At 63.4% G+C, this 25,960-nt stretch carries 25 protein-coding genes; 10 read left to right on the forward strand and 15 right to left on the reverse strand.

Going from position 1 to position 25,960, the window contains the following annotated elements; translation table 11 throughout:
* The 4 genes from ACZ3GY_RS13960 to leuA all read left to right on the forward strand — a co-directional run bounded on the left by ACZ3GY_RS13960 (position 1) and on the right by leuA (position 5,101).
* Complete coding sequence (locus ACZ3GY_RS13960; protein ID WP_225834199.1) at positions 1–822, forward strand: M23 family metallopeptidase; 822 nt, start codon at positions 1–3, stop codon at positions 820–822.
* A 92-nt stretch (positions 823–914) separates the two neighbouring features.
* A complete protein-coding gene (locus ACZ3GY_RS13965) occupies positions 915–1,583 on the forward strand; it encodes a glutathione S-transferase (RefSeq protein ID WP_465911045.1) in 669 nt (222 codons plus the stop codon).
* 240 nt (positions 1,584–1,823) lie between these two features.
* On the forward strand, positions 1,824–3,074 hold the full coding sequence (locus tag ACZ3GY_RS13970; protein WP_463565705.1) for a mechanosensitive ion channel family protein: 1,251 nt from the start codon (positions 1,824–1,826) through the stop codon (positions 3,072–3,074).
* Positions 3,075–3,424: 350 nt separating this feature from the next.
* The gene (gene leuA / locus ACZ3GY_RS13975) at positions 3,425–5,101 is read left to right on the forward strand and encodes a 2-isopropylmalate synthase (RefSeq protein ID WP_465910580.1); all 1,677 of its coding nucleotides are present in this window, start codon (positions 3,425–3,427) and stop codon (positions 5,099–5,101) included.
* Between the two features lie 161 nt (positions 5,102–5,262).
* On the opposite strand, the gene ACZ3GY_RS13980 is transcribed toward leuA, so the two are convergent.
* From ACZ3GY_RS13980 to ACZ3GY_RS13995, 4 genes are all read right to left on the reverse strand, one after another.
* A complete protein-coding gene (locus tag ACZ3GY_RS13980) occupies positions 5,263–6,807 on the reverse strand; it encodes an APC family permease (RefSeq protein ID WP_465910582.1) in 1,545 nt (514 codons plus the stop codon).
* A gap of 75 nt (positions 6,808–6,882) precedes the next feature.
* Positions 6,883–7,629 (reverse strand): gamma-glutamyl-gamma-aminobutyrate hydrolase family protein, encoded by a 747-nt coding sequence (locus tag ACZ3GY_RS13985; RefSeq protein WP_465910583.1) that lies wholly within the window; start codon positions 7,627–7,629, stop codon positions 6,883–6,885.
* 51 nt (positions 7,630–7,680) lie between these two features.
* Complete coding sequence (locus ACZ3GY_RS13990; RefSeq protein WP_465910584.1) at positions 7,681–8,958, reverse strand: NAD(P)/FAD-dependent oxidoreductase; 1,278 nt, start codon at positions 8,956–8,958, stop codon at positions 7,681–7,683.
* A 222-nt stretch (positions 8,959–9,180) separates the two neighbouring features.
* Positions 9,181–10,563: a glutamine synthetase family protein gene (locus ACZ3GY_RS13995; protein WP_225834220.1), complete on the reverse strand. Its 1,383-nt coding sequence runs from the start codon at positions 10,561–10,563 to the stop codon at positions 9,181–9,183.
* A 155-nt stretch (positions 10,564–10,718) separates the two neighbouring features.
* On the opposite strand from ACZ3GY_RS13995, the gene ACZ3GY_RS14000 reads away from it, so the two are divergent.
* The 3 genes from ACZ3GY_RS14000 (at position 10,719) to ACZ3GY_RS14010 (ending at position 14,108) form a co-directional block, all read left to right on the forward strand.
* Complete coding sequence (locus ACZ3GY_RS14000; protein WP_465910585.1) at positions 10,719–11,609, forward strand: LysR family transcriptional regulator; 891 nt, start codon at positions 10,719–10,721, stop codon at positions 11,607–11,609.
* 323 nt (positions 11,610–11,932) lie between these two features.
* Positions 11,933–12,997: an NAD(P)-dependent alcohol dehydrogenase gene (locus ACZ3GY_RS14005; protein ID WP_465910586.1), complete on the forward strand. Its 1,065-nt coding sequence runs from the start codon at positions 11,933–11,935 to the stop codon at positions 12,995–12,997.
* Between the two features lie 163 nt (positions 12,998–13,160).
* A complete protein-coding gene (locus ACZ3GY_RS14010) occupies positions 13,161–14,108 on the forward strand; it encodes an aldo/keto reductase (RefSeq protein ID WP_465910588.1) in 948 nt (315 codons plus the stop codon).
* A gap of 216 nt (positions 14,109–14,324) precedes the next feature.
* Here the strand turns inward: ACZ3GY_RS14010 and ACZ3GY_RS14015 are convergent, their stop codons facing one another.
* A complete protein-coding gene (locus ACZ3GY_RS14015; RefSeq protein ID WP_465910589.1) occupies positions 14,325–15,107 on the reverse strand; it encodes an amidohydrolase in 783 nt (260 codons plus the stop codon).
* 170 nt (positions 15,108–15,277) lie between these two features.
* On the reverse strand, positions 15,278–16,426 hold the full coding sequence (locus tag ACZ3GY_RS14020) for a pyridoxal phosphate-dependent aminotransferase (RefSeq protein WP_465910590.1): 1,149 nt from the start codon (positions 16,424–16,426) through the stop codon (positions 15,278–15,280).
* Positions 16,427–16,523: 97 nt separating this feature from the next.
* Between ACZ3GY_RS14020 and ACZ3GY_RS14025 the strand changes: the two genes are divergently transcribed.
* From ACZ3GY_RS14025 to ACZ3GY_RS14035, 3 genes are all read left to right on the forward strand, one after another.
* Positions 16,524–17,411, forward strand: a complete 888-nt coding sequence (locus tag ACZ3GY_RS14025) for a LysR family transcriptional regulator (protein WP_465910591.1) — start codon at positions 16,524–16,526, stop codon at positions 17,409–17,411.
* 130 nt (positions 17,412–17,541) lie between these two features.
* Entirely contained in the window at positions 17,542–18,264 is a 723-nt protein-coding gene (locus tag ACZ3GY_RS14030; RefSeq protein WP_465910593.1) for a pirin family protein, read from the forward strand.
* Positions 18,265–18,537: 273 nt separating this feature from the next.
* Positions 18,538–19,041, forward strand: a complete 504-nt coding sequence (locus ACZ3GY_RS14035) for a L,D-transpeptidase family protein (RefSeq protein ID WP_465910594.1) — start codon at positions 18,538–18,540, stop codon at positions 19,039–19,041.
* Between the two features lie 153 nt (positions 19,042–19,194).
* On the opposite strand, the gene ACZ3GY_RS14040 is transcribed toward ACZ3GY_RS14035, so the two are convergent.
* The 9 genes from ACZ3GY_RS14040 to ACZ3GY_RS14080 form a co-directional block, all read right to left on the reverse strand.
* Entirely contained in the window at positions 19,195–19,854 is a 660-nt protein-coding gene (locus ACZ3GY_RS14040) for a hypothetical protein (protein ID WP_465910596.1), read from the reverse strand.
* Entirely contained in the window at positions 19,851–20,237 is a 387-nt protein-coding gene (gspM, locus tag ACZ3GY_RS14045; protein ID WP_465910598.1) for a type II secretion system protein GspM, read from the reverse strand. Before gspM ends, ACZ3GY_RS14040 begins: the two co-directional genes overlap by 4 nt.
* Entirely contained in the window at positions 20,234–21,340 is a 1,107-nt protein-coding gene (locus tag ACZ3GY_RS14050) for a GspL/Epsl periplasmic domain-containing protein (protein WP_465910599.1), read from the reverse strand. Before ACZ3GY_RS14050 ends, gspM begins: the two co-directional genes overlap by 4 nt.
* Positions 21,337–21,927 (reverse strand): prepilin-type N-terminal cleavage/methylation domain-containing protein, encoded by a 591-nt coding sequence (locus tag ACZ3GY_RS14055; protein WP_465910601.1) that lies wholly within the window; start codon positions 21,925–21,927, stop codon positions 21,337–21,339. The genes ACZ3GY_RS14050 and ACZ3GY_RS14055 overlap by 4 nt, the downstream gene beginning before the upstream one ends.
* On the reverse strand, positions 21,924–22,289 hold the full coding sequence (locus ACZ3GY_RS14060) for a type II secretion system protein (protein ID WP_465910602.1): 366 nt from the start codon (positions 22,287–22,289) through the stop codon (positions 21,924–21,926). Before ACZ3GY_RS14060 ends, ACZ3GY_RS14055 begins: the two co-directional genes overlap by 4 nt.
* Complete coding sequence (gspH, locus tag ACZ3GY_RS14065; protein WP_465911047.1) at positions 22,286–22,765, reverse strand: type II secretion system minor pseudopilin GspH; 480 nt, start codon at positions 22,763–22,765, stop codon at positions 22,286–22,288. Before gspH ends, ACZ3GY_RS14060 begins: the two co-directional genes overlap by 4 nt.
* A 91-nt stretch (positions 22,766–22,856) precedes the next feature.
* Positions 22,857–23,291 (reverse strand): type II secretion system major pseudopilin GspG, encoded by a 435-nt coding sequence (gene gspG, locus ACZ3GY_RS14070; protein ID WP_092364112.1) that lies wholly within the window; start codon positions 23,289–23,291, stop codon positions 22,857–22,859.
* A 14-nt stretch (positions 23,292–23,305) separates the two neighbouring features.
* Positions 23,306–24,508 (reverse strand): type II secretion system inner membrane protein GspF, encoded by a 1,203-nt coding sequence (gene gspF / locus ACZ3GY_RS14075; protein WP_463565724.1) that lies wholly within the window; start codon positions 24,506–24,508, stop codon positions 23,306–23,308.
* A 2-nt stretch (positions 24,509–24,510) separates the two neighbouring features.
* Positions 24,511–25,959 (reverse strand): GspE/PulE family protein, encoded by a 1,449-nt coding sequence (locus tag ACZ3GY_RS14080; protein WP_463566094.1) that lies wholly within the window; start codon positions 25,957–25,959, stop codon positions 24,511–24,513.
* Between the last annotated feature and the right edge of the window lies 1 nt (position 25,960).

Genomic DNA, 25,960 nt, shown 5'->3' on the forward strand with positions numbered 1-25,960 from the left:
ATGCGCTCCCTGCTGTTGCTGCTCACCCTCTGCCTCGCCCTGCCCGCTCACGCCGAAGGCTTCATCAGCCGCCTGCTGAACAAGCCAGTGCCCGGTGGCGTTGCCGTGGTCGACCTCGGTGCTTCGGCTAGTGCGCCCAGCGCTACCTACCAGGGCAAACCGGTGCTGGTGGTGCATGAAGATCAGCAGCGCTGGATCGCCATCGTCGGTATTCCGTTGAGCGTCAAACCCGGCACCCAGCAGATCGAGTCGGGCGGTCAGCGTATGAGCTTTCAGGTAGGCAGCAAGACCTACGTCGAGCAGCGCATCACCATCAAGAACCAGCAGCAGGTCAATCCCAACGCCAAGAACCTTGCGCGCATCGAGCGGGAGCTAGCCGAACAGACCCGCGCCTACCAGCAATTCAGCCCTCGGCAACCGAGCAACCTGATGTTCGACAAGCCGGTCAACGGCCCATTGTCGAGCCCCTTCGGGCTGCGCCGCTTCTTCAACGGCGAAGAACGCAACCCGCACTCCGGGCTGGATTTCGCCGCCAATCGTGGCACACCGATCAAGGCACCGGCGGCCGGCAAGGTGATTTTGGTGGGCGACTACTTCTTCAACGGCAAGACCGTTTTCGTCGACCACGGCCAGGGCCTGATCAGCATGTTCTGTCACCTGTCGGAGATCGGCGTGAAGGTCGGCGACGAACTGCCGCGCGGCGGCGTGCTCGGCAAGGTCGGTGCTACGGGCCGCGCCACCGGGCCGCACCTGCACTGGAACGTCAGCCTCAACGACGCGCGGGTCGATCCGGCGATCTTCATTGGTGCTTTCAAGCCTTAACCTGCGCCAGGCGTTGACGTGTAGAGTGGCGATTATTCGCTGATCGCCGCGATGCAGATGGCAGTCGGCGCACTCACCGACCAGGAGCCATGATGATCACCGTCCATCACCTGAACAACTCGCGCTCGCAGCGCATCCTCTGGCTGCTCGAAGAGCTGGGCGTGGAGTACCAGATCCAGCGTTACGAGCGCGACCCGAAGACCATGCTTGCCCCAGCGGAACTGCGCGCCGTACACCCGTTGGGCAAGTCGCCGGTGATTACCGACGGCGACCTGACCCTGGCCGAGTCCGGCGCCATCATCGACTACCTCGCCAACCGCTATGGCCCGGCACTGTTACCGCCCGAAGACAGCCCCGAACGCCTGCGCTGCACTTACTGGCTGCACTACGCGGAAGGTTCTGCCATGCCGCCGCTGCTGCTCAAGCTGGTATTCGACAAGGTGGAAAGCAGCCCGATGCCCTTCTTCGTCAAACCCATCGCCCGCGGCATTGCGCAGAAGGTCAAGAAGGCATTTGTGACCCCACAACTGCAGCTGCATCTGGACTATCTGGAAGGCGAACTGGGCAAGAGCACCTGGTTCGCCGGTGAGCAGTTCAGCGTTGCCGATATTCAGATGAGTTTCCCACTGGAGGCGGCCACGTCGCGGGGCGGTCTGGATGCCAGCCGCCCTCGGCTTAAGGCTTTCCTGGAACGTATCCACGCCCGACCCGCCTATCAGCGCGCCCTGGAAAAAGGTGGGGAATACGCCTACGCCAGTTAAGGCACCGGCCAGCCTTACATTGCGTACCACGGCACGTCAGGACTAATCACCCCACAGCCCAACAAACAAAGACTCGCGCTCCAGCGTCCTGTTCCTCGCCGCGAATCGAGCTCAACCCTAGACCTGAGAGGCAAGCGTAATGCCCACGCTCGCCCACTTGCAGCCTGCGTTTGCTATGGTACGTGCCCGCCGCGATCCGAGCCTCGCCTCGGACAGTCAATGAAACAAGCGAGAAACGCGATGAAAGAGCACTACCAGTCCACCCTCGAGTGGCTGCAACACTATCCCGAACTGCACACACTGATCAGCCTAGCCCTGCTGGTAATAGGCGCCTGGCTGGCCAACTGGATCGTCAAGCGCATTCTGGTGCGCGGCCTTTACCGTGGCTTGCGATCCACCAGCATGGGCCAGGACAAGGCCCTGGCCGATTCCCATGTAGTACGCCGCCTGGCCAACATCGTGCCGGCGCTGATTATCACCAGCGGCATCAAGGTCGTCCCGCACCTGCCTACTGCCGTGGTCACGGTGGTGGATAACGTCTGTAGCGCCTTCATTATCCTGACCATCGCCCTGGCCATCGGCGGTGTGCTGAACCTGTTCAACACCCTGTACCAACGCCGGCCGAGCGCGCACCTGAAACCTATCAAGGGTTATATCCAGGTGGTCACCATCGTCATCTATGCGATTGCCGCAATCCTGATGGTCGCGACGCTGATCGACCGCTCGCCGCTGATTCTGCTCTCCGGCCTCGGTGCCATGGCCGCAGTACTGATGTTGATTTTCCAGGACACCTTGCTTTCACTGGTGGCCAGCGTGCAGATTTCTTCCAGCGATATCGTCCGTGTCGGCGATTGGATCGAAATGCCGCAGCTCAATGCAGACGGCGACGTGATAGACATCGCCCTGCACACCGTCAAGGTGCAGAACTGGGACAAGACCATCACCACCATCCCGACCAAGCGCCTGATCAGCGATCCGTTCAAGAACTATCGGGGCATGCAGGAATCCGGCGGCCGCCGCATCAAACGCAGCCTATTCCTGGATCAGACCAGCGTGCGCTTTCTCAGCCCGGAAGAGATCGCCCACCTACAGCGCTTCCTGCTACTCGGTCAGTACCTGAGCAGCAAGCAGAGCGAGTTGCTGAGTTGGAACACCGAGCTGGCCGAAGCTGCACAGGAGCCCGCCAACACACGCCGGGTCACCAACCTCGGCACCTTCCGCGCCTATGTTGAGCACTACCTGCGCCAGCACCCGGGCATCAACCAGAACATGACGCAGATCGTTCGCCAACTGCAGCCCACCGGCGACGGCCTGCCGCTGGAGCTGTACTGCTTCACCAATACCGTGGCGTGGGTGCCGTACGAGGGGTATCAATCGGATATCTTCGACCACCTGCTGGCGATCCTTCCGGAGTTCGGTCTGCGCGTATTCCAGCACCCGAGCGGCGCCGACATGCGCGAGCTGCGGCCGACCCTACAAGCCGGTAGCTGACGGAGCAAAACCTGGCGTGGCACCACGCCAGGTTGCCTGTCGCAATGCAAAAGCTGAAATAACCAAATTACCGCAATAAAAAATCATCTATGACCAAGTCTTGGTGGCTTTCACCAATTTCCAAGACAGGCTTGCCAGCTTTCCCCTCACTGGGTAGGGTTAGCCACATGAACGTCTCGCAAACCCTCATCCTCCTCCGGCAACACGCCAATCTATGCTTGGTCGCCCAGCGACTGCGCTAGGGTCTGTTGGCGCCCAAGCACGTCGGCAAACCCGCTCCCCGCTTATCCCCTTTTTATCTTTTTGTTTTCAGTACGGCCGTTGCCGGCCTTCGTCTTCAGGAATTTTCCATGAGCATGCTCAAAGACCCATCGAACAAGTACCGCGCCTTCACCCCGATCAACATTCCGGATCGCACCTGGCCGGACAAGATCATCGACCAGGCACCGATCTGGCTGTCCACCGACCTGCGTGATGGCAACCAGTCGCTGATCGAGCCGATGGATGCCGAGAAGAAGATGCGCTTCTTCAAGTGCCTGCTCGCCGTGGGCCTGAAGGAAATCGAGGTGGGCTTTCCGTCCGCCTCGCAGACCGATTTCGACTTCGTGCGCGAACTGATCGAAGGCGGCCACATCCCGGATGACGTCACCATCCAGGTGCTGACCCAGGCTCGCGACGACCTCATCGAGCGCACCTTCGAATCGCTTAAAGGCGCCAAGAAGGCCATCGTTCATTACTACAACGCCTGCGCGCCGAGCTTCCGCAAGATCGTCTTCAACCAGGACAAGGCTGGCGTCAAAGCCATTGCCGTTTCCGCCGGCACCACCATCAAGCGCCTGGCCGAAGCCGCACCGGAAACCGCATGGGGCTTCGAGTACTCGCCTGAAGTGTTCAGCTCCACCGAAATCGATTTCGCCGTCGAGGTATGCAACGCGGTGATCGACGTGTTCCAGCCGACCCACGCGAACAAGCTGATCCTCAACCTGCCGGCCACCATCGAGAACGCCACACCGAACAACTACGCCGACCAGATCGAGTGGTTCGGCCGTCACGTCGACAAGCGCGACAGCGTGCTGATCAGTCTGCACACCCACAACGACCGTGGCACCGGCGTGGCAGCGACCGAGCTGGGCCTGATGGCGGGCGCCGACCGTGTCGAAGGCTGCCTGTTCGGCAACGGCGAGCGCACCGGCAACGTCTGCCTGGTGACCGTGGCGCTGAACCTCTACACCCAGGGTATCGACCCACAACTGGACTTCTCCGACATCGACGCCGTGCGCAAGGTGGTCGAAGACTGCAACCAGATTCCGGTGCACCCGCGCCACCCCTATGTCGGTGACCTGGTACACACCGCCTTCTCCGGCTCGCACCAGGATGCCATCCGCAAGGGCTTCGCCCAGCAGAAGGAAGGCCAGGTCTGGGAAGTGCCGTACCTGCCGATCGATCCGGCCGACATCGGCCGCGATTACGAGGCGGTGATTCGCGTCAACAGCCAGTCCGGCAAGGGCGGCATCACCTTCCTGCTCGAGCAGGAATACGGCATCAACCTGCCACGTCGCATGCAAATCGAGTTCAGCCAGGTGGTTCAGGGCGAGACCGATCGCCTGGGCCTGGAAATGACTGCAGGGCAGATTCACGGCCTGCTCGAGCGCGAATACCTGCAAGCCAAGGCGCCGTACGAACTGAAAGGCCACCGTCTGCAGGAAGAAAACGGCGACAGCAACGTCGAGGTGCAGGTGCAGGTGGACGGCGCTGTGCAACGCTGGAGCGGTGCTGGCAAGGGCGCACTGGAAGCGTTGGTATCGAGCGTACCGCTGTCGGTGGAGATCATGGATTACCACGAGCACGCCATCGGCGCTGGCGCCAACGCCAAGGCCGCCTGCTACATCGAGATCCGCCTCGATGGCCAACGCCCGCTGCACGGCATCGGTATCGACGAGAACATCACCACCGCAAGCTTCCGCGCCCTGTTCAGTGCACTGAACCGCGCCATTCGCCAAGCCGACGGGAAAACCCAAGCGGCCTGACGATTAGCCGGTAACGCACAAAGGGACGCCTCGGCGTCCCTTTGTCGTTTCTGAAGCGATGGCTGGAGCGATGGTTCTGTAGCCTGGGTCGAGCACAGCGACACCCGGGGGAATCTCCTGGGTATCGCTTCGCTCAACGCCAGGCTACGGTCTGTTAGTGCTCAACCCAGGCTACCAGCAGGCTCTTTCACGGGCTTCACCTGCCGCTGCAGGGTGTTGCCGAGGAAGAATGCCGGGGACTGCCAGCGGGCGATGAACATCAGCACCAGGCCCAGCAGCAGAATCACCACGGCGATCACGAATACCAGGCCGAGCCCAGCGATGTGGGAGCCACTGCCGAAGTCTGGCGACATGCTGTCGAAGGTGGTCTGCCAGAAGATGATCGACAGCATCACCGCCCCCACCAACGGGCACAGCCCTCGCATGAAGAAGTGGCGCACGCTGTCGAACAGGCTGTGGCGGAAATACCAGACGCAGGCAAAGGCGGTCAGCGCGTAGTAGAAGCAGATCATCATGCCCAGCGCGGTGATGGTATCGGCCAGCACGTTTTCGCTGAGGGTGCGCATGGTCACGTAGAACACCGCCGTAGCGATGCCTGCAGCGATGGTCGCGTAACGTGGCGTCTGCGAAAGCGGATGCACGCTGGCGAAACGCTTCGGCACCGCCCGGTAATACCCCATCGCCAGCAACGTACGCGCAGGCGAAATGAAGGTGGATTGCAGGGACGCCGCCGTGCTCGCCAATACCGCGATGGACATCAGGATCGCCAGCGGCCCCATCACCGGGCCAGCCAGGTGGGCGAAGACGTTTTCCTGGATCTGCGCATTGCCCAGGCCCAGACCGGTATCGCCGGTGCCAGCGAACTGCAGGGTAGCCGCCGCGGTGAACAGGTAGAGGGCGAGGATCAGCAGCACGGTGATGGTCGCCGCGCGCCCAGGCACCTTCTCGCTGCCCACCGATTCTTCGCTGACCGTCAGGCAGACATCCCAACCCCAGAAGATGAAGATCGACAGCGACAGACCGGCGGCGAAGGCAGAGAACGAGTCGATGTTGAACGGGTTGAACCACTCGGGATGGAAGACCACCGGCGAGCTGTCCGGCGCAGCGGCGAAGGCGGCCAGCGCGAAACCGATCAGCACCACCAGTTGCAGGGCCACCAGCGTGTACTGCACGCCCATGGTCATGCCGATGCCTCGACAACAGACCCACACCGCCATGGCGATGAAGATGCAACAGGTGACGATGTTCACCAGCAGGTTCTGGGTAAGACCCGCCAGCCAATCCAGCCCGGTCAGTTGGGCGAGAAACAGGTAGAAGAAGTCCACCGCGATGCCCGCCAGATTGGAGAGCACGATGGTCGTGGCAGTGACCAGCCCCCAACCACCGATCCAGCCGATCATCGGCCCGAACGCCCGTGCCGACCAGGTGAACGAAGTGCCGCTGTCCGGCTCGGCCGCGTTGAGCTCCCGATAACCGAGTGCCACCAGCAGCATCGGCAGGAAGCCCACGATGAACACAGCAGGCAGGTAGACACCGACTTCACGGACGGTCGGGCCAAGGGCGCCGGTCAGCGTGTAGACCGGCGCGATGGTGGAAATGCCCAGCACCACACAGGCCAACAGTCCGACTTTGCCTTGCGCCAGCCCCTTGGCGGATGCTCCAGCGGCAGCAAGAGGGCCTCCCTGGACGGTCGATGATTCACTCATAAGCCTCTGCCATCATTTTGGAATTGTTCGTCAGAGCGCCTCGAACCTGACAGGGTTCAGGCGGATTCAGCGTGTTTACCGTGTCAGTGCATAAGCCTGGCAAGCATCGCGGAAGGCCTGGAACAGCTTCAACGACTCGGGGTTTTCGGTGAACCGCCATTCCGGGTGCCACTGCACGCCGATCAGGAAACCTGGCGAATTCGCTATCGATACCGCCTCTACCAGACCATCCGGTGCCAGAGCCTCGATGCGCAGGCTGTCAGCCAGGCGATCGATGCCCTGGCTGTGCAGGGAGTTGACCTGAAACTGCGGCGGCAGGCCGATACGCTCGAACGCCCCGCCAGGTTGCACGGTCACCGCATGCTGCGGCGCGTACTGCTCGGCAACCGACTCGCTCTGCGGCTCACGATGATCCAGATAGCCCGGCAACTCCTGGACACGCTGGTGCAGGGTGCCACCCAGTGTCACGTTGAGCTCCTGGAAGCCCCGGCAGATGCAGAACACCGGTACGCCCTTCTCGATGGCCAGACGCAGCAACGGCAAGGTATTGGCGTCGCGACGTGGATCGTGCTGAGTGCCTTCCAGGCTAGGCGTGCCCTGGTAATGACGCGGCTCGACGTTGGAGGGCGAGCCGGTGAACAGGATGCCATCCAACTGATCGAGCAACTGATGCGGATCACTCGGCGTGCTGCGCGCAGGCAATACCAGCGGCAGGCCAGCGTAAGCCGCCGCCTCGACGTATTTATCGCCTACGGTGTGCGAATCGTATTTACCAAGTTGCTGCCGGCAGGCAGTAACGCCGATCAGGGGCATGCGGGTCATGGTTTTTTCTCCGGAAAAGCCTGCCAGCGGCTCACGCCGGCAGGCACAGCATCAGATACCGAGGCGATCACGCAACTGGTAGTAAACGGCGCCCAGGGCCGTGAACGGCACCCGCAGCAACTGCCCGCCAGGGAACGGGTAATGCGGCAGCTCGGCAAAAGCGTCGAAGCGCTCGGCCTGCCCGCGCAGTGCCTCGGCCAGTACCTTGCCGGCCAGGTGCGTATAGGTCACGCCATGGCCACTGCAACCCTGGGAGTAGTAGATGTTGTCGCCGATACGACCGACCTGCGGCAGGCGCGACAGGGTCAGCAGGAAGTTGCCCGTCCAGGTGTAATCGATCTTTACGTCCTTGAGCTGCGGGAAGGTCTTGAGCAGCTTGGGTCGGATGATCGCTTCGATGTCCGCCGGGTCACGGGCGCCGTAGACCACGCCGCCGCCGTAGATCAGGCGCTTGTCGGCGCTCAGGCGGTAATAGTCGAGCAGATAGTTGCAGTCTTCCACGCAATAATCCTGCGGCAACAGGCTGTGCGCCAGCTCGTCCGACAGCGGCTCGGTGGTCAGTACCTGAGTACCGCAGGGCATCGATTTGGCTGCCAGTTCCGGCATCAGACCGCCGAGGTAGGCGTTGCCCGCCACGACCACGAACTTGGCCTTCACCTGCCCGTTCGGCGTGTGCACCACTGGCTGTGGGCCACGGTCGATGCGGGTCGCCGGGCTCTGCTCGTAGATCGCCCCACCCAGGGAGGCCACTGCAGCGGCTTCACCAAGGGCCAGGTTGAGCGGATGGATATGGCCGCCGCTCATGTCCAGCATGCCGCCGACATAACGGTCGGTGCCGACCACTTCGCGGATGCGCCGCTCGTCCATCAGCTCCAGCTGGGTATGGCCGTAGCGCTCCCACAGCTTCTTCTGCGACTCGAGGTGGCCCAGCTGCTTCGGAGTGATGGCAGCGAATACGCCACCGTCCTTCAGATCGCACTGGATGTTGTACTTGGCGACCCGCTCACGAATGATGCGCCCGCCTTCGAAGGCCATCTCGCCGAGCAGTTGTGCCTGACGTGCGCCGACCTGACGTTCGATGACGTCGATGTCGCGGCTGTAGCTGTTGACGATCTGCCCGCCGTTGCGCCCCGAGGCGCCGAAGCCGACCTTGGCAGCTTCCAGCACGGTAACGCGAAAGCCATGCTCGAGCAGGAACAGCGCCGTGGACAGCCCGGTATAACCGGCGCCGATGACGCAGACATCGGTCTCGACGGATTCGCCGAGCGTGGGGTAATCGACTCGCGGATTGCGCGAGGCGGCGTAGTAACTATCGACGTGTTGAGTCATGCGAAACTCCCTGAAACCATCAAAGCGCGCAATCGTGATGAAGCCGGCTGCCGGCCTGCCGCGCTAGCGTCGGCAAGAGACAAGCGGTTTCCAGTTCGGTGTACTTGGCTAAGGCCGCGCAGCCGTCAGCGTCGTGGCAAGCCCCGCCGATAAAGGCCGGGGCTGGGCATACAGGCGGCGCGACGTTAGCAGGGCTAATGCCGGTGAGGCTGCGCCGCTCCGTCAGACCGTATGCAGGTACCAGTTGTATTCGAGGTCGGAAATGGTCGTCTCGAACTCGTGCATTTCCGCTTCCTTACAGGCGACGAAAATGTCGATGTACTCCGGGCGGATGTACTTGTTCATCACTTCGCTGTCGTCGAGCTGGCGCAAGGCGTCACGCAGGTTGTTCGGCAGGCTCTGTTCCAACTGCTCGTAGGAGTTGCCCTCGATCGGCTCACCCGGCTCCAACTGGTTGGTCAGGCCGTGGTGAATACCGGCGAGGATCGACGCCATCATCAGGTACGGGTTGGCATCGGCGCCGGCTACGCGGTGCTCGATACGGATGGCATCGCTGCTGCCGGTCGGCACGCGTACCGCCACGGTACGGTTGTCCAGGCCCCAGCTCGGCGCGTTGGGCACGTAGAACTGCGCGCCAAAACGGCGATACGAGTTGACGTTCGGGCACAGGAAGGCCATCGAAGCAGGCATGGTTTCCAGGATGCCGGCGATGGCATGGCGCAGAGGGGCGTGCTGCTCCGGGTCTTCGGTGGCGAAGATGTTCTGGCCGGTCTTCTTGTCCAGCAGCGAGATGTGCACGTGCAGACCATTGCCCGCCTGGCCCGGATAGGGCTTGGCCATGAAGGTCGAGTCCATCTCGTGGTCGTAGGCGATGTTCTTGATCAGGCGCTTGAGCAGCACGGCGTAGTCGCAGGCTTTGATAGCGTCTTCGACGTGGTGCAGGTTGACCTCGAACTGCGCCGGGGCGCTTTCCTTGACGATCGCATCGGCCGGCAGATCCTGCTCTTTGGCCGCTTCGAGCATGTCTTGCAGGCAGTCGACGTACTCGTCGAGATCGTCGATCAGGTAGACCTGCGTGGAGATCGGGCGCTTGCCGGAAATCGGCGAACGCGGCGGCTGCGGACGGCCGTTAACGTTCTCCTGGTCGATCAGGTAGAACTCCAGCTCGAAAGCGGCGCAGATGGTCAGGCCCAGCTCGTCGAACTTCTCCACCACCTGGCGCAGCACTTCGCGCGGGTCGGCGAAGAACGGCTTGCCGTCCAGCTCGTGCATGGTCATCAGCAATTGCGCGGTCGGGCGCTTCTGCCAAGGTTCCTTGCACAGCGTGTCGGGGATTGGGTAGCAAATGCGGTCGGAGTCGCCGATATCCAGACCAAGGCCGGTGCTTTCTACGGTCGAACCGTTGATGTCCAGCGCGAACAGCGACGCGGGCAGGTTGATGCCCTTTTCGTAGACTTTGTGCAAGCTGGCACGCTCGACACGCTTGCCGCGCACGATGCCGTTCATGTCGGTGATCAGCAAGTCGACGTACTGAATCTCCGGGTGATCCTTGAGAAAAGTGTTCGCCTCGTTGAGCTGGACGACACGGGGGGTAACCGAAGTCATGGGAAGCATTCCTTTTGGCTCGGCGCGCCCGCGGAAGACATCTCACGAGCCTGGCGCCTCTTTATTCTGGGTATCCGCAGCGCGGATTTGATTCAAGGCAACGGCCTGAGTATAAGTGGGCGATTACGCAACCGATACTGGCATTTAGACAATTCATGATTGCATCGACGCAATATGAGATCAGCCATGCCGATCTTGCACTAGTACTCGCTCTGATACGCGGACGCTCTCTAGCGCGGGCCGCAGAACAATTGCATGTGGACGTTTCCACGGTGTTTCGTGCCATCCGCAAACTGGAGGCCAGCCTCGGCGTTGCACTGTTCGAGAAAAGCCGCCGCGGTTACATGCCGACACAAAGCGCCCAGGCCCTGGCCGAACAGGCCGAGCGTGCTGAACAAGCGCTGGATGCGGCGCGCATTGCCTTGCAACACGGCGAAAAAGTCATCAGTGGCACCGTGCGCCTGACCTGCACCGACGCGGTGCTGCAAAACCTCCTACTGCCCAGCCTGGCCGAACTGATGCCGCGCTACCCGGCGCTGTCTGTGGAGCTGACGACCACCAACACCTTTGCCAACCTCAGCCGCCGCGACGCCGACATCGCCCTGCGCCTTTCCAACACGCCACCCGAGCACCTGGTCGGCCGACACCTGGGGCACACCGCCTACTACATCTGCGGTCGCCCCGAATACCGCGAACTCTTCCTGCAAGCGCCCACCGCAGTGCCGTGGATCACCCCGGACGACTCCATGTCCGACCACATCACTGTGGCTTGGCGGCATCAGGCTCACCCCAGCCTGATGCCGCGTTACCGCTGTAGCAGCATGTCGGCGTTGGCCACACTGGTGCAGGCCGGCCTCGGCGTTGCCGCCCTGCCCGACTTCATGGCTCACAGCCTGGATGGCGTGGAACGCCTGAGCGACGCGTTGGTCGATTGCAATACTGCCCTGTGGCTACTGACCCGCCCCGACTGCCTGGCCCTGCGCTCGGTACAAACGCTGTTCGATGAGCTCACGCCGCTGCTGCGCGCCCGTCTCAATAGCCGATAAGCCCGCATCCGTAGCCTGGGTTGAGCGCAGCGATACCCGGGAAAGCCTTGGCTCGCCCCAGGCGACGAAACTGCATGCCTGCTTGCTCGTTCCCACGCTCCGCGTGGTGACCAGACACGGGCGCTCCGCCCCCTGCGCGCCTGCCAGGAAAACCGCACGAAGAGCGTCCTGCCAAGGCATTCCCACCTCGTGCGTAAATAAGCATCGGTGGAGGATCAGGACAGAGCGCAGCAGGATTGTGCAATCGACATTCGAGCGTCCGGCGCTACGCTTATCATCCCCCGCGGCCAACGCAGCCGCATTGCAAACGATAGGAATTGCCCATGACCACCATTCTCGGCTACGCCGCCCAGGACTCCAGCAAACCTCTCGCGCCCCATCGCTTTCAGCGTCGCGCCGTCGGTACCCACGACGTGCAGATCGACATTCTCTACTGCGGCGTCTGCCACTCCGACCTGCACACCGCGCGCAACGAGTGGAAGAACACCCTCTACCCGTCAGTACCGGGCCACGAGATCGTCGGCAAGGTGACCGCAGTGGGCAGCGCCGTAACGACCTTCAAGATCGGTGATCTGGCTGGCGTCGGCTGCATGGTCGACAGCTGTCAGAGCTGCCCATCCTGCTCCGAAGGGCTGGAGCAATATTGCGAGAGTGGTTTCACCGGCACCTACAACGGCCCGGTATTCGGTGGCGAAAACACCTTTGGTGGCTACTCCGACAACATCGTCGTCGACCAGAAATTCGTCCTGCGCATTAGCCACACCGACAACCTGGCCGCCGTCGCACCGCTGCTGTGCGCAGGCATCACCACCTACTCGCCGCTGCGCCAGTGGAATGTCCAGCCCGGTGACAAAGTCGGCGTGGTCGGCCTTGGTGGCCTTGGCCACATGGCCGTCAAAATCGCCGCCGCCATGGGCGCTCACGTGGTGCTGTTCACCACCTCGCCGAACAAGCGTGAAGACGCCCTACGCCTCGGCGCGGCCGAAGTGGTGGTATCGAAGAATGCCGACGAGATGGCCGCCCACGCCAACAGCTTCGACTTCATCCTCAACACCGTTGCCGCGCCGCACAACTTGGACGCCTTCCTCGGTCTGCTCAAGCGCGATGCCACCATGACTCTGGTCGGCGCACCGGACTCACCGCACCCGTCGCCGGAAGTATTCGGGCTGATCTTCAAACGCCGCCGCCTGGCCGGCTCGTTGATCGGCGGCATCGCCGAGACCCAGGAGATGCTGGATTTCTGCGCCGAACACGGCATCGTTTCGGAAATCGAGATGATCGATATCCAGAACATCAACGAAGCCTACGAGCGCATGCTCAAGAGTGACGTGAAGTACCGCTTCGTGATCGACATGGCCTCCCTGGCCAAGGACGAGCACGCCGCATAACGCTGGCCAATCGTCACAAACAACCGGCCCGGTTTCGCCCTAGCGAACCGGGCCGGTGTCGTTTCTGCGGCATGCCTGCGCGCGGCCAAGGCGTTTACCAGGCGAACCTCGCAAGCCGTCGGGCGGTCACACGCTGACGCCCCATCAACTCGAGGAGCATTCGATGTCCAAACGCACTCTCGGTCAGTCCGGCCTGCAGGTTTCGCCCATCGCCTTCGGTGGCAACGTATTCGGCTGGACGCTGGACGAAGCGCAGTCCTTCGCCATGCTCGACGCCATCGTCGACAACGGCCTGGACTTCATCGACACCGCCGACATGTATTCGGCCTGGGCCCCAGGCCATCAGGGCGGCGAGTCGGAAAGCATCATCGGCAAATGGTTGAAACGCAGCGGCAAGCGCGAACGTATCGTGCTGGCGACCAAGGTCGGAATGGAAATGGGCCACGGCGGCAAAGGCCTCAAGGCGGACTACATCCAGAAAGCCGTGGAGGACTCGCTCAAACGCCTGCAGACCGACTACATCGACCTGTATCAGGCCCATCAGGACGATGCCGACACGCCTCTGGAAGAAACCTTGGGCGCCTTCTCGCGCCTGATCGAGCAAGGCAAGGTGCGGGTGATCGGCGCTTCCAACTACAGCGGCGATCGCTTGCGCGAAGCGCATCAGGTGGCGCAGCGCTTGAGCGTGCCGAGCTACCAGAGTCTGCAGCCGCACTACAACCTGCACGAACGCAAGACCTATGAAGAGGAACTGGAGCCGGTGGTGCAGGAACTCGGCATCGGGGTGATCAGCTACTTTTCCCTGGCCAGCGGCTTTCTCACCGGCAAATACCGCACCCGCGACGATATCGCCGGCGCCCGCGCCGACATGGTCAAGGGCTACATGGACGAACGCGGCGTCACCATCCTCTCCGCGCTCGATGAAGTCGCCGCAGCCCGTGACGCGACGCCGGCCCAGGTTGCACTGGCCTGGCTGATCGCCCGTCCGAGCATCACCGCGCCCATCGCCAGTGCCACGTCGAGCAGGCAACTGGCCGATCTGGTTGCCGCCACCCGCCTGCAATTGAGCGACGACGAAGTGACCATGCTCAACCAGGCCAGCGCCTATTAAGGCAACAAAGTAAAAGCGGCAGTCGCCGTGGATGGCGTTGAGCGAAGCGATACCCATCAAAGGCTACTTGCAAGGCCCGATGGGTATCGTTGCGTCGCCCCTAGGCCTACCCGGCCCGTTCCATCCTACGTATGGTCGATTTGATGCGCTTTTGATGATCGTTCCCACGCGCTGCGTGGGAACGGTTTCTTGGGTGTTCCGCGCTGCCTTCCTGAATCAGCGAAACTCGAACGGGTCAGCATCCTGGTGCGCCGGAAAACGCTCGCGATAGGCAGCCAATGCGGCGCCATCCAGGCGCTGATGGAACAAGCCAGGCTTGTCGCGGGCATCGAGCAGGCTGTCGCCCAGAAAGTCCAGCACCTGGGAGTCGCCGCTGTAGGGGTGGTTCTTACCGTCCACACCGATGCGATTCACCGCTGCGACGTAACACAAGTTCTCGATCGCCCGGGCTGGCAGTAGCCGGTTCCAGTGCGAGCGCCGCGCCGCGGGCCAGTTGGCGGTGTAGAGCAGCAGGTCGGTGCCCTGGGGATCACGGCTCCAGACCGGGAAACGCAGGTCGTAGCAGATCAGTGGCCGCACTCGCCAGCCCTTGACCTCGAATACCTCCTGCCGGTCACCGGCCGCGTAGTGCTCGTGCTCCCCGGCCATGCGAAACAGGTGGCGCTTGTCGTAATGCGCCAGCGAACCATCGGGTCGCGCCCACAGCAGGCGGTTGCGATAGCTGCCATCGGCGGCCTGGATGATCAGGCTGCCAGTGATCACCGCGCCAACCCGCTGTGCCTGCGCGCTGAGCCAGCGGCTGGTGGGGCCGCCTTCCGGTTCGGCCAGCTCGGCCGACTGCATGGAAAAGCCGGTGCTGAACATCTCCGGCAGTACGACCAGATCGGCGCCAGCAGCCTGTTGCAGTTGCGCTTCGAAATGCCCGCGATTGGCCTCGGGATCGTGCCAGGCGAGGTCGCTTTGGATCAGCGCCAGTTGCAGATTGGTTGTTTCGCTCATCAATGCCTCTCTTGCTGGATGCGGATCCGTGCGATGTGAATAAAGCTGCGTTGTCCAGTTGTAGGAGCTGCGACCCCGCAGCGATTATCGTCACGCCCGCGATTCTGCGTGATGGCCACCACCATCGCGCCGGGGGCGGCGCTCCTACAGTTCGCTTCCCCGCGGCGCAATTATATCTGCCGTAGTTTTTCCGCCGCCTGGCGCAGGGTTTCTTCACGCTTGGCGAAACAGAAGCGCACCAGACGCTGCGCCGGATCCGGCGTCTGGCAGAATACCGACACGGGAATCGCCGCCACGCCGTGCTCACGGGTCAGCCATTGGGCCATGGCCACGTCGTCCAAGTCAGGGCGGATCGCCGAATAGTCGGCCAGTTGGAAATAGGTGCCCGGCGTGCGGCTGAAGGTGAAGCGCGAGCCCCCCAGCAGGTCGCAGAACAGGTCGCGCTTGGCCTGGTAGAAGCCGGGGAGTTCGTCCACGTGCTCGGGGCAGGCGGCCATGAAGTCCGCCAGCGCCCACTGCAGCGGGGTCACGCCGCAGAAACTGACGTATTGATGAACCTTGCGCAGCTCGGCGCTCAGCGCGGGTGGCGCCACCACGTAACCGGTCTTCCAGCCGGTGACGTGATAGGTCTTGCCGAACGAGCTGACCACGAAGGCGCGGGCATAGAGTTCGTCATGGCTCAGCACACTGGCGTGCTGGCGACCATCGAACACCAGGTGCTCGTAGACCTCGTCGCTGATCAGGTAGATGTCACGGTCGCGGATCAACGCGGCCAGGCGATCCAGCTCTTCACGGCTGATCAGCGCACCGCTCGGGTTGTGCGGTGTATTGAGGATGATCAGCCGGGTACGCGGGCTCAGCGCCGCCTCCAGCCGTTGCCAGTCGATGGCGAAATCACCGCTGGCCAGCGTGACATGCACGCAGCGGCCACCGGCCAGGGTGACGCCCGGGTCGTAACTGTCGTAGCTCGGGTCGAAGACGATCACCTCGTCGCCGGGGTGAATCAGCGCCTGGATCGCGCAGAAGATCGCCTGGGTCGCGCCGGGCGTGACGGTCACCTCGCTGTCCATACCGACTTGGCGGCCATACAGGCGCTCGATCTTCAGGGCGATCTGCTCGCGCAGCGCCGGCAAGCCGGTCATCGGCGCGTACTGATTATGTCCGGCGGCGATGTGCCGGTTGACGGCCTCGCGCAGCGCCTCGGGGCCATCGTAATCGGGAAAACCCTGCGACAGATTGATGGCGCCGGTCTGGGCGGCGAGCTGGGACATGGTGGTGAAGATGGTGGTGCCGATCGACGGCAACTTGCTGGTGAACATCGCAGCGTCCTGGGCAATTGAGGCAGACGCCGAGGATAGCCGATGGCGTGAAGCCCACGCACCCGGTAATAATCGCAGGCCAACCGATGAGAAGCCCATGAACGTCGAAGACCTGCGCCTGTTCGTCACCACCCTCGACACCGGCAGTTTCACCGCAGCCGCCGATGCCCTTGGCGTCACCAAGCAGTACGTCAGCCGGCGTGTTGCCGCGCTCGAGGCACTGCTCGGCGTGCGCCTGCTCAACCGCACCACGCGCCGCCTGCAGGCCACCGAGTTAGGCTTGCTGCTGCATGACAAGGCCACCACCATCCTGGCCGACCTGCGCGACGCTCAGGAACTGGTGTCGGCTCAGGGGGCTTCGCTGCGCGGCACCCTGCGGGTCAGCGCGCCGATGACGTTCGCGACCCTGCACCTGAGCCACCTGTTGCCGCTGTTCATGCAGCAGCACCCGCACATCAATCTGGAAATCGACCTTAATGATCGTGCCGTCGACCTGCTCGCCGACGGCTACGACATGTCGATCCGCATCGGCACGCTGGAAGATTCCAGCCTGATCGCCAAGCGCCTGACCGACATGCAGACCATTCTCTGCGCCAGCCCGGCCTATCTTCACGAGCACGGCACGCCGGAAAACCTCGATGATCTGCAGCGGCATGCCTGCCTGCTCTACGGCCATAGCCGGCATGTCGAATGGCGCCTGCGCGATCAGGGTAAGGCCCGCAACCTGACCATGCGTGGTCAGCTGCGCGCCAACAATGGCGAACTGATCCGCGATGCCGCCATCGCCGGCATGGGCATCGCCTACCTGCCCACCTTCATCATCGGTCAGGCGCTGGAAAGTGGCGCACTGGTTCCCATACTCGACAAGCACTGGCCAGCTGCGGCGGCGGTCTACGCGGTGTATCCGCAACACCGGCAATCTGCGCGGGCGGTGCAGGTGTTCTCGGATTTCATCAAGGAACATGTTCAACACATGGGCGATTGAGCCCTGAATAATAGTCAACCCAAAGAAGACAATCATTCCAATTTCAGCCCGTTAATCAATCCACAGATAGTCAGTAGACTCACTCCCATGCCGCCGAATCAGGCAGCGATCATCAACAGGAGGATTCATCATGCTGGCTATCCGTAAATCGACCGATCGTGGCCACGCCAACCATGGCTGGCTCAACTCCTTCCACACCTTCTCTTTCGCCAGTTACAACAACCCGAAAGAAAGGGGCTTCTCCGACCTGCTGGTCATCAACGACGACACCGTGGCTGCCGGCCAGGGCTTCGGCGAGCACCCGCACCGCAACATGGAGATTTTCTCATACGTGCTGCAAGGTGCTCTCGAGCACAAGGACAGCCTGGGTACCGGCTCGGTGATCCGCCCGGGCGACGTGCAACTGATGAGCGCAGGAACCGGTGTTTCGCACAGCGAGTTCAACCACTCGCCCAGCGACTCGGTGCACTTTCTGCAGATCTGGATAGTGCCGAGCGAGCGTCAGGCCGAGCCACGCTATCAGCAGGAGCACTTCAGCGAAGCGCAGAAACGCGGTCGCCTGCAGTTGATCATCTCGCCAGACGGCGCTGATGGCTCGTTGACCGTACGGCAGAATGCGCGGGTATATGCCGGGTTGTTCGACGGCGCCGAGCGGGCTCAGTTGCAGCTCGACGAGAACCGCTATGCCTACGTTCACGTGGCTCGCGGCAGCGTCGAGCTGAACGGCCAGCCGTTGCAGGCCGGCGATGGTGTGAGGTTGCGCGATGTGCGTGATCTGCATCTGAGCAACGGCGAACAGGCCGAAGTACTGGTGTTCGATCTGCGGCCCAACGAACTACCGTCGCTGTCCTGACAGGCAGTAGCCCGGCGTTGAACGAGCGATACCCGGGGAATTCCCCTAGGTGTCGCTGCCCGCTTTCGTAGCTTGTCGCTGAGCGGAGCAATGCGCGGGGAGCGGTGCTCAGCCTTGCATGCTTGGGCAGAGCGGATACCGCTTCCTGGGTTTCGCTTCGCTTTACACCAGGCTACTCATGCAGATCGATGCGCTTGTCCCTAGGCGCCCCTATACGCCTGCCTTAGAATGAGCTTCCGCCGTTCGCCGGCCATCCGCTCAGTCGAAAATCCCATGCGTTGGTTGCTCGCCTTCACCCTGCTCTCTCTGACCTTCGCTGGCCAAGCTGCGACCGCGCCTGCCTCTCCCGCCGCGACCGTCGACAAGATTCTGGTGGAGAAATCCCAGCGTCGGCTGCACCTGATCGGCAAGGGCGAAACGCTCAAGTCATACCGCATTTCCCTGGGCAAGCAGCCGCTTGGCGCCAAGCAGCGCGAAGGCGACCTGCGCACGCCGGAAGGTTTCTACTGGATCGACTGGCGCCGCAAGAGCGAGAACTACCAGCTGTCCCTGCACATCTCCTACCCCAACGCCCGCGATCAGACCCAGGCCAAAGCCGCCGGGGTAAAGCCGGGCAGCATGATCATGATCCACGGTACGCCAGTGGACGACGAATACCCCGAGTGGTTCTTCCACACCCTGGACTGGACCGAAGGCTGCATCGCCATGAAGAACGCCGACATGCGCGAGGTCTGGGCGATGGTGAAGGACGGCACGCTGATCGAGATTCGCCCCTGAGAACCTATCCAAAGTCTGCTGCGCGTCGGCCCTGCTGCGTAAAAAACAGGCTCGGACTGCTCATTTACAACGCGTAAACTCCGCGTCCTCGCCTGTTTTTGCCTTGCATGGCTCTAGCTCGCGAGACTTTGAAAAGGCTCTTAGGCGAGGCGCTTACCAGCGGATGCTGCGCGCCACCTCGGTGCCGCCCGGCGCCAGCCATTGCGCACTGACCAGCACCGGTTGCAGTGCCGCGCCGGGTTCGACTCGCCCCATCAACCTGGCCTGCCGGGCGAGCAGATCAGCCGCCAGGTCGGCCTGATGCTGACCAGCCAAGCTCAACTGCCCAGCCAACTTCCAGCCAACGCTGCAATCGAGCGCCACACGCGCCTGCCCCAGATCCAGCTGCCAGGGTGCGAGCAGCGCTAGACCATCACCCTGTAAATTCCCGTTGGCTGACAGACAGCGTGTTCCACGGCCCTGCAACTCGATGCTGCCCTGCCACTGCCCTGCCAAGCGGTAACCGGTTACGAACGTATGTAGATCGCTGGCGGGTTGCAACGAGGCATGCCAGGCCCAGGGCCAGCCGGACACCTGCAGTTGCCAGCGCTGCCCTTGATATCCAGCACTCGCCTGCGCGCTGAGCCGCCAGGGTTGCCAATTCCAGCGCAACGGGCCGAGATCGCCCAGGCGCTCGGCCTGCCCCTGCCAGATACTGCCGCTGATGCCTGCCAGCGGCACGGGCAGCGGCGCCAACAGCCAGCGGGCGGGCAGCTCGACCAGCAGCGTCATGACAAAGACCAGCAACGCCCACAGCCAACGACGCCGCGTCATCGTTGCAACGCCAATTCGAAGTGCAACGCCGACTCGCCACGCTGCAGGCCCCAGCGCAGCGGCCGTGCGCCTTCTCGTTCCAGTTGCAGAAGCCAATCCTGCAGCACGCGCTCATCTTTCAGCTGGCCGCGCACCAGCCACTCTTCGCTGCCGGGCTCCAGGGTTTCGATGCTGATTTCACGGGCCTTGGCGGCCTGCTGCAGGTCATCGGCGCTCAACGTCCTCTCGGCACGCAGCGCCAGGGCCGACTGCGCCAGCGTCTGCCACTGGCCGAACGCCTGCCAGTGCTGCCGACCTTCACGCCAGGTCAGCAGCGCCAGCAACACGGCGACGATCACGACCGCCAGCAACCGCATACCGCGGCGCTCAAGATTTAGATTCATGATGCTGCTCCCAGGTCGAAGGTCAGATTGAGCTCGTCGTTTGCCTCGCTCACCTGCACCGCTACGCCTATGGCGCTGGCCATCGCCTGCCAGGGTGACTCGTCGATGACCTCATGCCCTTGCAGGCGCAGCGTCCAACGCTGACCGTCGAAGTGGGCAGCGCTCAATTGCCAGCTACCGTTGGCGCGCAACCAGCCATCAAGCTCGCTCTGCAGGTGCTCCAGTTGCCGCAAGCGAAGCTGTCGTTCATCTGCCCCCTGGCGTTGCTGCTTCAACCGTTGCGCCGCTTCACGGAAGGAAGCGACTGGCCCGACCACTTCTTCCACCTGCGCTTGATAGATGCCTTGCTGCCGCCACTGCTGGCTGGACCACAGGCCAACCCAGAGCACGGCCAGGGCCAGACAGGCGGCAGGCAGGCGCCATAGACCAGGGCTCATCTGCCGGGCCTGGCGCTTAGCGCGGCGGCGCTCGAACAGAGTAGGCAGGCCATCCAGCGCGGCGAAACGCTCAGGCCAAGCCCCCTCGAACGCCTGCATCTCGAGCTCGCGCCAAACACCGGCGGGTGCTGCCGCCTGAAGCTCGATGGGCCACGCCAGCCAGTGCTGACGTGCCTCGGCGCTGCTACCCACTAACAGGCTCAGCCGCGCGTCCCGCTGCCAGCACCACGCGGTGCCTGGAGACGGCGCCGGCAACAACTGGAACTCCGCCCAGCAGCGCTGCACGTCGAGCTGCCACGCAGCACACTGGTCCAGCCAGCCATCCAGCAGCGCCTGGTCGACGCAGACCAGTTGCAGGGAGCCGGGCTCACGGCCCAGACATCCGCAGGCCATCGTCTGACCGTTCTGCAGCAGGCGATCCTCGAGCAATAGCGGCCACTCGTGGCGTTTCAGCCCCGGCGGCGCGGGTACCTGAAAATGGCTGCACAGCTCACCCGGCAGCACCAGCGCCACCCGCACACCCGCTATCGAGGGCGGCGCGCCAGAACCCGACGCCTGAACGTACCCCAGCTCAACCTGCGCCCACTGCCAGGCCTCGCCATGGGTATCCGGGCGCATTAACAGCCAGGGGCGTGCCGCGCGGCGGCGCCAGCGTTCACGCTTCATGAGCGGCCCCAAGGCAAGGCGAACGTACAAACATAGGGTGCTCCATCACGCTGAAAAGTCAGGCGCACGCCCCTGTCCGGGCGCAACCTGTCCGTCGATGGCCAGGCCAGCCAGCGGCTGTCCTGGCGAAAGGTAAAACTCACTGATTCCACCCCATCCAATTGCTCGCGCAGTGTCCAGACCGGCGCGGCCGCGGCGTACAGATCACTGGATGCCTGCAGCAGCAGACGCTGGCTGCGACGGTCGTAAACGAGGCGCTGACGCTGCAGGCGGGCGCCACCTTCTGCGCTTGGCCAGGCGCCCAGCGCCACCCATTGCAGTTGCAGTTCATCCGGCTTCCAGTCCAGCCAGTTCAAGGCGAGCGGCAAGCGCCGTTCATGCAGCTGACGCAGCACGGTGGTATCGAAACGACGCTCCAGCGCCAGGCAGAAATCCAGTACCGGCATCCCCGGTGAGCCTTGCGACAAGCGCTCACGAACGTTGATCCAGCCGTTGACCAGGGCAGCCAGCAGCACACCGAGCAAAGCCGTGAGCGCCAAGGCGACCAGCAGCTCCACCAGGGTCAGGCCACGCTGCCTGCTCATCACGGGCGCACCAGAAACAGTTGATACAAACCCAGCGACTCACGGCGATCACCATCCGCGAACAGGCTCAGTTCGGCACGCCGCAGATCCCGTACACCGGTGCCCTGCATCTGCAATTGCCAGTGGCAGTTGGCGTGGCCCTGGGCGAGCACGCCAGTGAGGCTGTTCTGCGCAGGCCAGAGCTGCTCGACCGCGAAACGTGCCTCCAGCTCACGGGCACACAACGCCCCCAGTTGATGCTGCTGGACGCTCTGCTGCACGGCCAGGCGCTGGCGCAGGACCTGGCTGGTCATGACCGCCAGCGTGGCGGCGATACCCAGGGCGACCGTCACTTCAAGCAGGGTGAAACCCCGTTGGCGCTTCATGGCAGGGACGTCCGCTGCAAGCGACCGGCGCTGTCCCACTGCCATTGCTCGCCACCCTCCGGCCATTGCCAGCGCAGCGCCTGCGGACGACCGACACCGTTTGGCGTGAAGACCAGACGCGGCTCACCAGCAGCCGGCCAGTCAGGCCTCACCGCCGCCGGCCACTCGCCCAGCGCTACCGGCTCGACCTGCCAACGCAGTTGATCGTTCTCCCGCACCTGGCGCACGAACTCCGGGCGCAGGCCATTCCAGCGCAGGCCATGAATCTGCCCGGCGTGCAGCGCCACTCCCGCCTGGGTGCGGCTGGCGGCGGCAAGGCGTTCCAGCGCCTGCTGCGCCGGCGCCTGGCCGCTGTCGAGCCAGGCCACGCTGAGGCTGGTCAGCAGGCCGGCGATGAACAGCACGACCAGCAATTCCAGCAGGCTGAACCCGCGCTGCGCAGGCGTAGGGTAGATGACGCGCTTTTTATCCAGCATGGCGACAGTGGAACGGTGGACGGGTGAAGCGTCGTCCACCCTACGTTGCTTGACTACCATCGCGTTCTGGCAAAGGGTCATAAGCCGCAGCTCAAAGATTCCAGTTGCCCAGGTCGCCGTCGATGCCTTCGCCGCCATCGACACCATCGGCGCCCAACGAATAGATATCGACCCGGCCATGCTCTCCCGGGCTGCGGTACTGGTAAGCATTGCCCCAGGGGTCCTGCGGCAGGCGGCGGATGTAACCGTCGGCGCGCCAGGAACGCGGCAGCGGTTCGACGGTGGGCTTGGTCACCAATGCCGCAAGCCCCTGCTCGTTGCTGGGGAAGCGCAGGTTGTCGAGGCGGTACATGTCCAGGGCCTGCTCGAAGGTCGACAGGTCGGCCATCACCTTCTGCTTCATGGCCTTGTCCTGGCTACCCAGCACGCTGGGCGCGACCACGGCGATCAGCAGCCCCATAATGAAGATCACCACCATGATTTCCATCAGGGTGAAGCCCCGTTGAGTGAAACGATTGCTGCGCATGATGGCTCTCCTCATCACAGTGTCAGGCCCTGATTGAGCTGCATGATCGGCAGCAGCACGGCCATTACGATGAACAGCACCACGCCGCCCATCACCAGAATCATCAGGGGTTCGAATAGCGCCATGGCGGTGTCCACCTGGCGGGCGAAGCCACGCTCCTGGTTGTCCGCCACGCGTTCGAGCATGTCCGGCAAGGTGCCGCTGGCTTCGCCGCTGGCGACCATGTTCAGCAGCAACGGAGGAAAATGGCCGCTGGCCTCCAGCGCACGGTGCAGGCTGACGCCGCCCTTCACCTCGCTGCCGACCCGTTCCAGCGCCAAACGGATACGCCGGTTGTTGACCGTGGCGGTCGCCACCTGCAGGGCTTCCAGCAGCGGCACACCACTGCCGGCGAGGATCGCCAGGCTGCGCGACAGCCGCGCGCTCTCCAGCACCTGCAACAGCACGCCGACCTGGGGCAGGCGCAGTAGCAGATCATCGCGGCGCAGGCACCAGTGCGGCTTGCGCAGCAGCAGCCTGCCGACCAACGCTGCCAGCAGTGCCGCGCCCAGCAACCACGGGCCAAGCAGCACCAGCGTATTACTGATGCCGATCAGCAGCGTGGTGATCCACGGCAGGCTCTGCCCGGCATGGGCGAACTGTTCGGTGAGCTTGGGCACCACGAAGGTCATCAGGCCGATCACCACGGCCAGGGAAACGCCCATCAGCACGGCCGGATAGATCAGCGCGGTGCGGGCCTTGTGCTGTTGCCGCTGGACCTGTTCCAGGTGCTCGGCCAGGCGTTCAAGTACCTGGGCCAGGCGACCGGAGCGCTCGCCCGCCTCGACCAGCGCGCAATACAGCGTCGAGAACACCCCGCCCTGACGCGCCAGGCTGCGGGCCAGGCCAACGCCCTCGGCGAGGGAGCCGCGCACCGCCACCAGCAGGCTGCGCAGGGCTGGCTGGACCAGTTGCCGTTCCAGAGTGCCGAGTGCATCGACCAGCGGAATGCCTGCGCCGGTGAGAGTCGCCAGTTGCCGGGTCAGCTCGCACAACTGCGCGCGGCTGACCCGCTGACGACGTGGCTGCCGGCTTTGCGGGTCGTGACGGTGCAGCTCACGGGCGAACAGACCACTCTCGCGTAATAGCTGCCGGGCGTGGCGCTCGCTGTCCGCCTGCAGACTGGCCTTGTGCGGTTTGCCGGCCAGGTCGACGGCGTGATAGCGATAGGTCGGCATACTCAGCCCTGCACCGCGCGCAGCACTTCGGCGAGGCTGGTGTCGCCGCGTGCCAGGCAGTCGCAGGCCATGGCCGACAGGCTCTGCCGTCGATCCTCGAGGTAGGCCTGCATGCTCACCTCGCTGGCGCCGCTGTACAGCAGCGCGATCAGCCCGGCATCCAGTTCGATGAATTCGTAGAGCCCCAGGCGGCCCTGATAGCCGCTACCCTGGCACTGCTCGCAACCGACTGGATGAAAGCTGTGTTCGAGGTCGGCCAGCTCCGGCATCAACTGCCGTTCGGCGTCCTGCAAGGGTCGACGCTCGGCACAGCTGCACAGGCGGCGAACCAGGCGCTGGGCGAGCACGCCACGCAGGCAGGAGGCGATCAGGAAGGGCTCGATGCCCATGTCGCGCAGCCGCGTCACGGCGCCCACTGCGCTGTTGGTATGCAGGGTCGACAACACCAGATGCCCGGTGAGACTGGCCTGCACGGCGATCTGTGCGGTCTCCCGATCACGGATTTCGCCGAGCATGATCACGTCCGGATCCTGGCGCAGGATCGCTCGCAAGCCAGTAGCGAAGGTCAGCCCGGCACGCGGGTTGATGGCGGTCTGGCCGATACCGGTGATGGCGTATTCCACCGGGTCTTCGACGGTGAGGATATTGCGGCTGCCGTCATTCAGGCTGTTGAGGCTGGCGTACAGGGTGGTGGTCTTGCCCGAGCCGGTTGGCCCGGTGCTCAGCACGATGCCGTTGGGGCGGCCCAGACAGGCACGCAGGCCCTGCTCCACCGCAGGCGGCATGCCCAGATTGGGCAGCGCCAGCAGGCTGGCCTGCTTGTCCAGCACGCGCATCACCACCCGCTCGCCGTGAATGCCCGGCAGCGTGGAAACCCGCACGTCGACTTCGCGACCAGCAGCACGCAGGGTGATACGTCCATCCTGGGGCTGGCGTTTTTCGGCGATGTCCAGCCGCGCCATAACCTTGATCCGCGACACCAGCATGGCCGACAACGCCCGTGGCGGGCGCAGGACTTCGCGCAGATGGCCGTCGATGCGCAGGCGCACCACCAGGCTCTGCTCGAAGGTTTCGATATGGATATCCGAGGCCTGCAACTGCAGCGCCTGGGCGAACAGGCCGTTGATCAGGCGGATCACCGGCGCCTCGTCATCGCTCTCGAGCAGATCCTCGATGCGCGGCATGTCATTCATCAGGCTGTCGAGATCGACCTGCTCGCCGATGCCCTCGATCAGCGCCGCGTTCGCCCCCTCGCCGGCCTGATACAGCAGGCCGAGACGTTGCTCGAACTCGGCCCGCGGCAAGCGACACACCGATCCGGGCGCGCCTTCGACACGCAGCAACTCCTGCAGTTGATCGCTATCGGCGTCATCGCACAGCCACAGGCTCCAGCCGTCATCAGCCGGCACCCAAGCTACGCCGGTCTGACGAGCCAGGCGATAGGGCAACAGG

Source organism: Pseudomonas sp. PME37.24/006, from assembly GCF_055556635.1.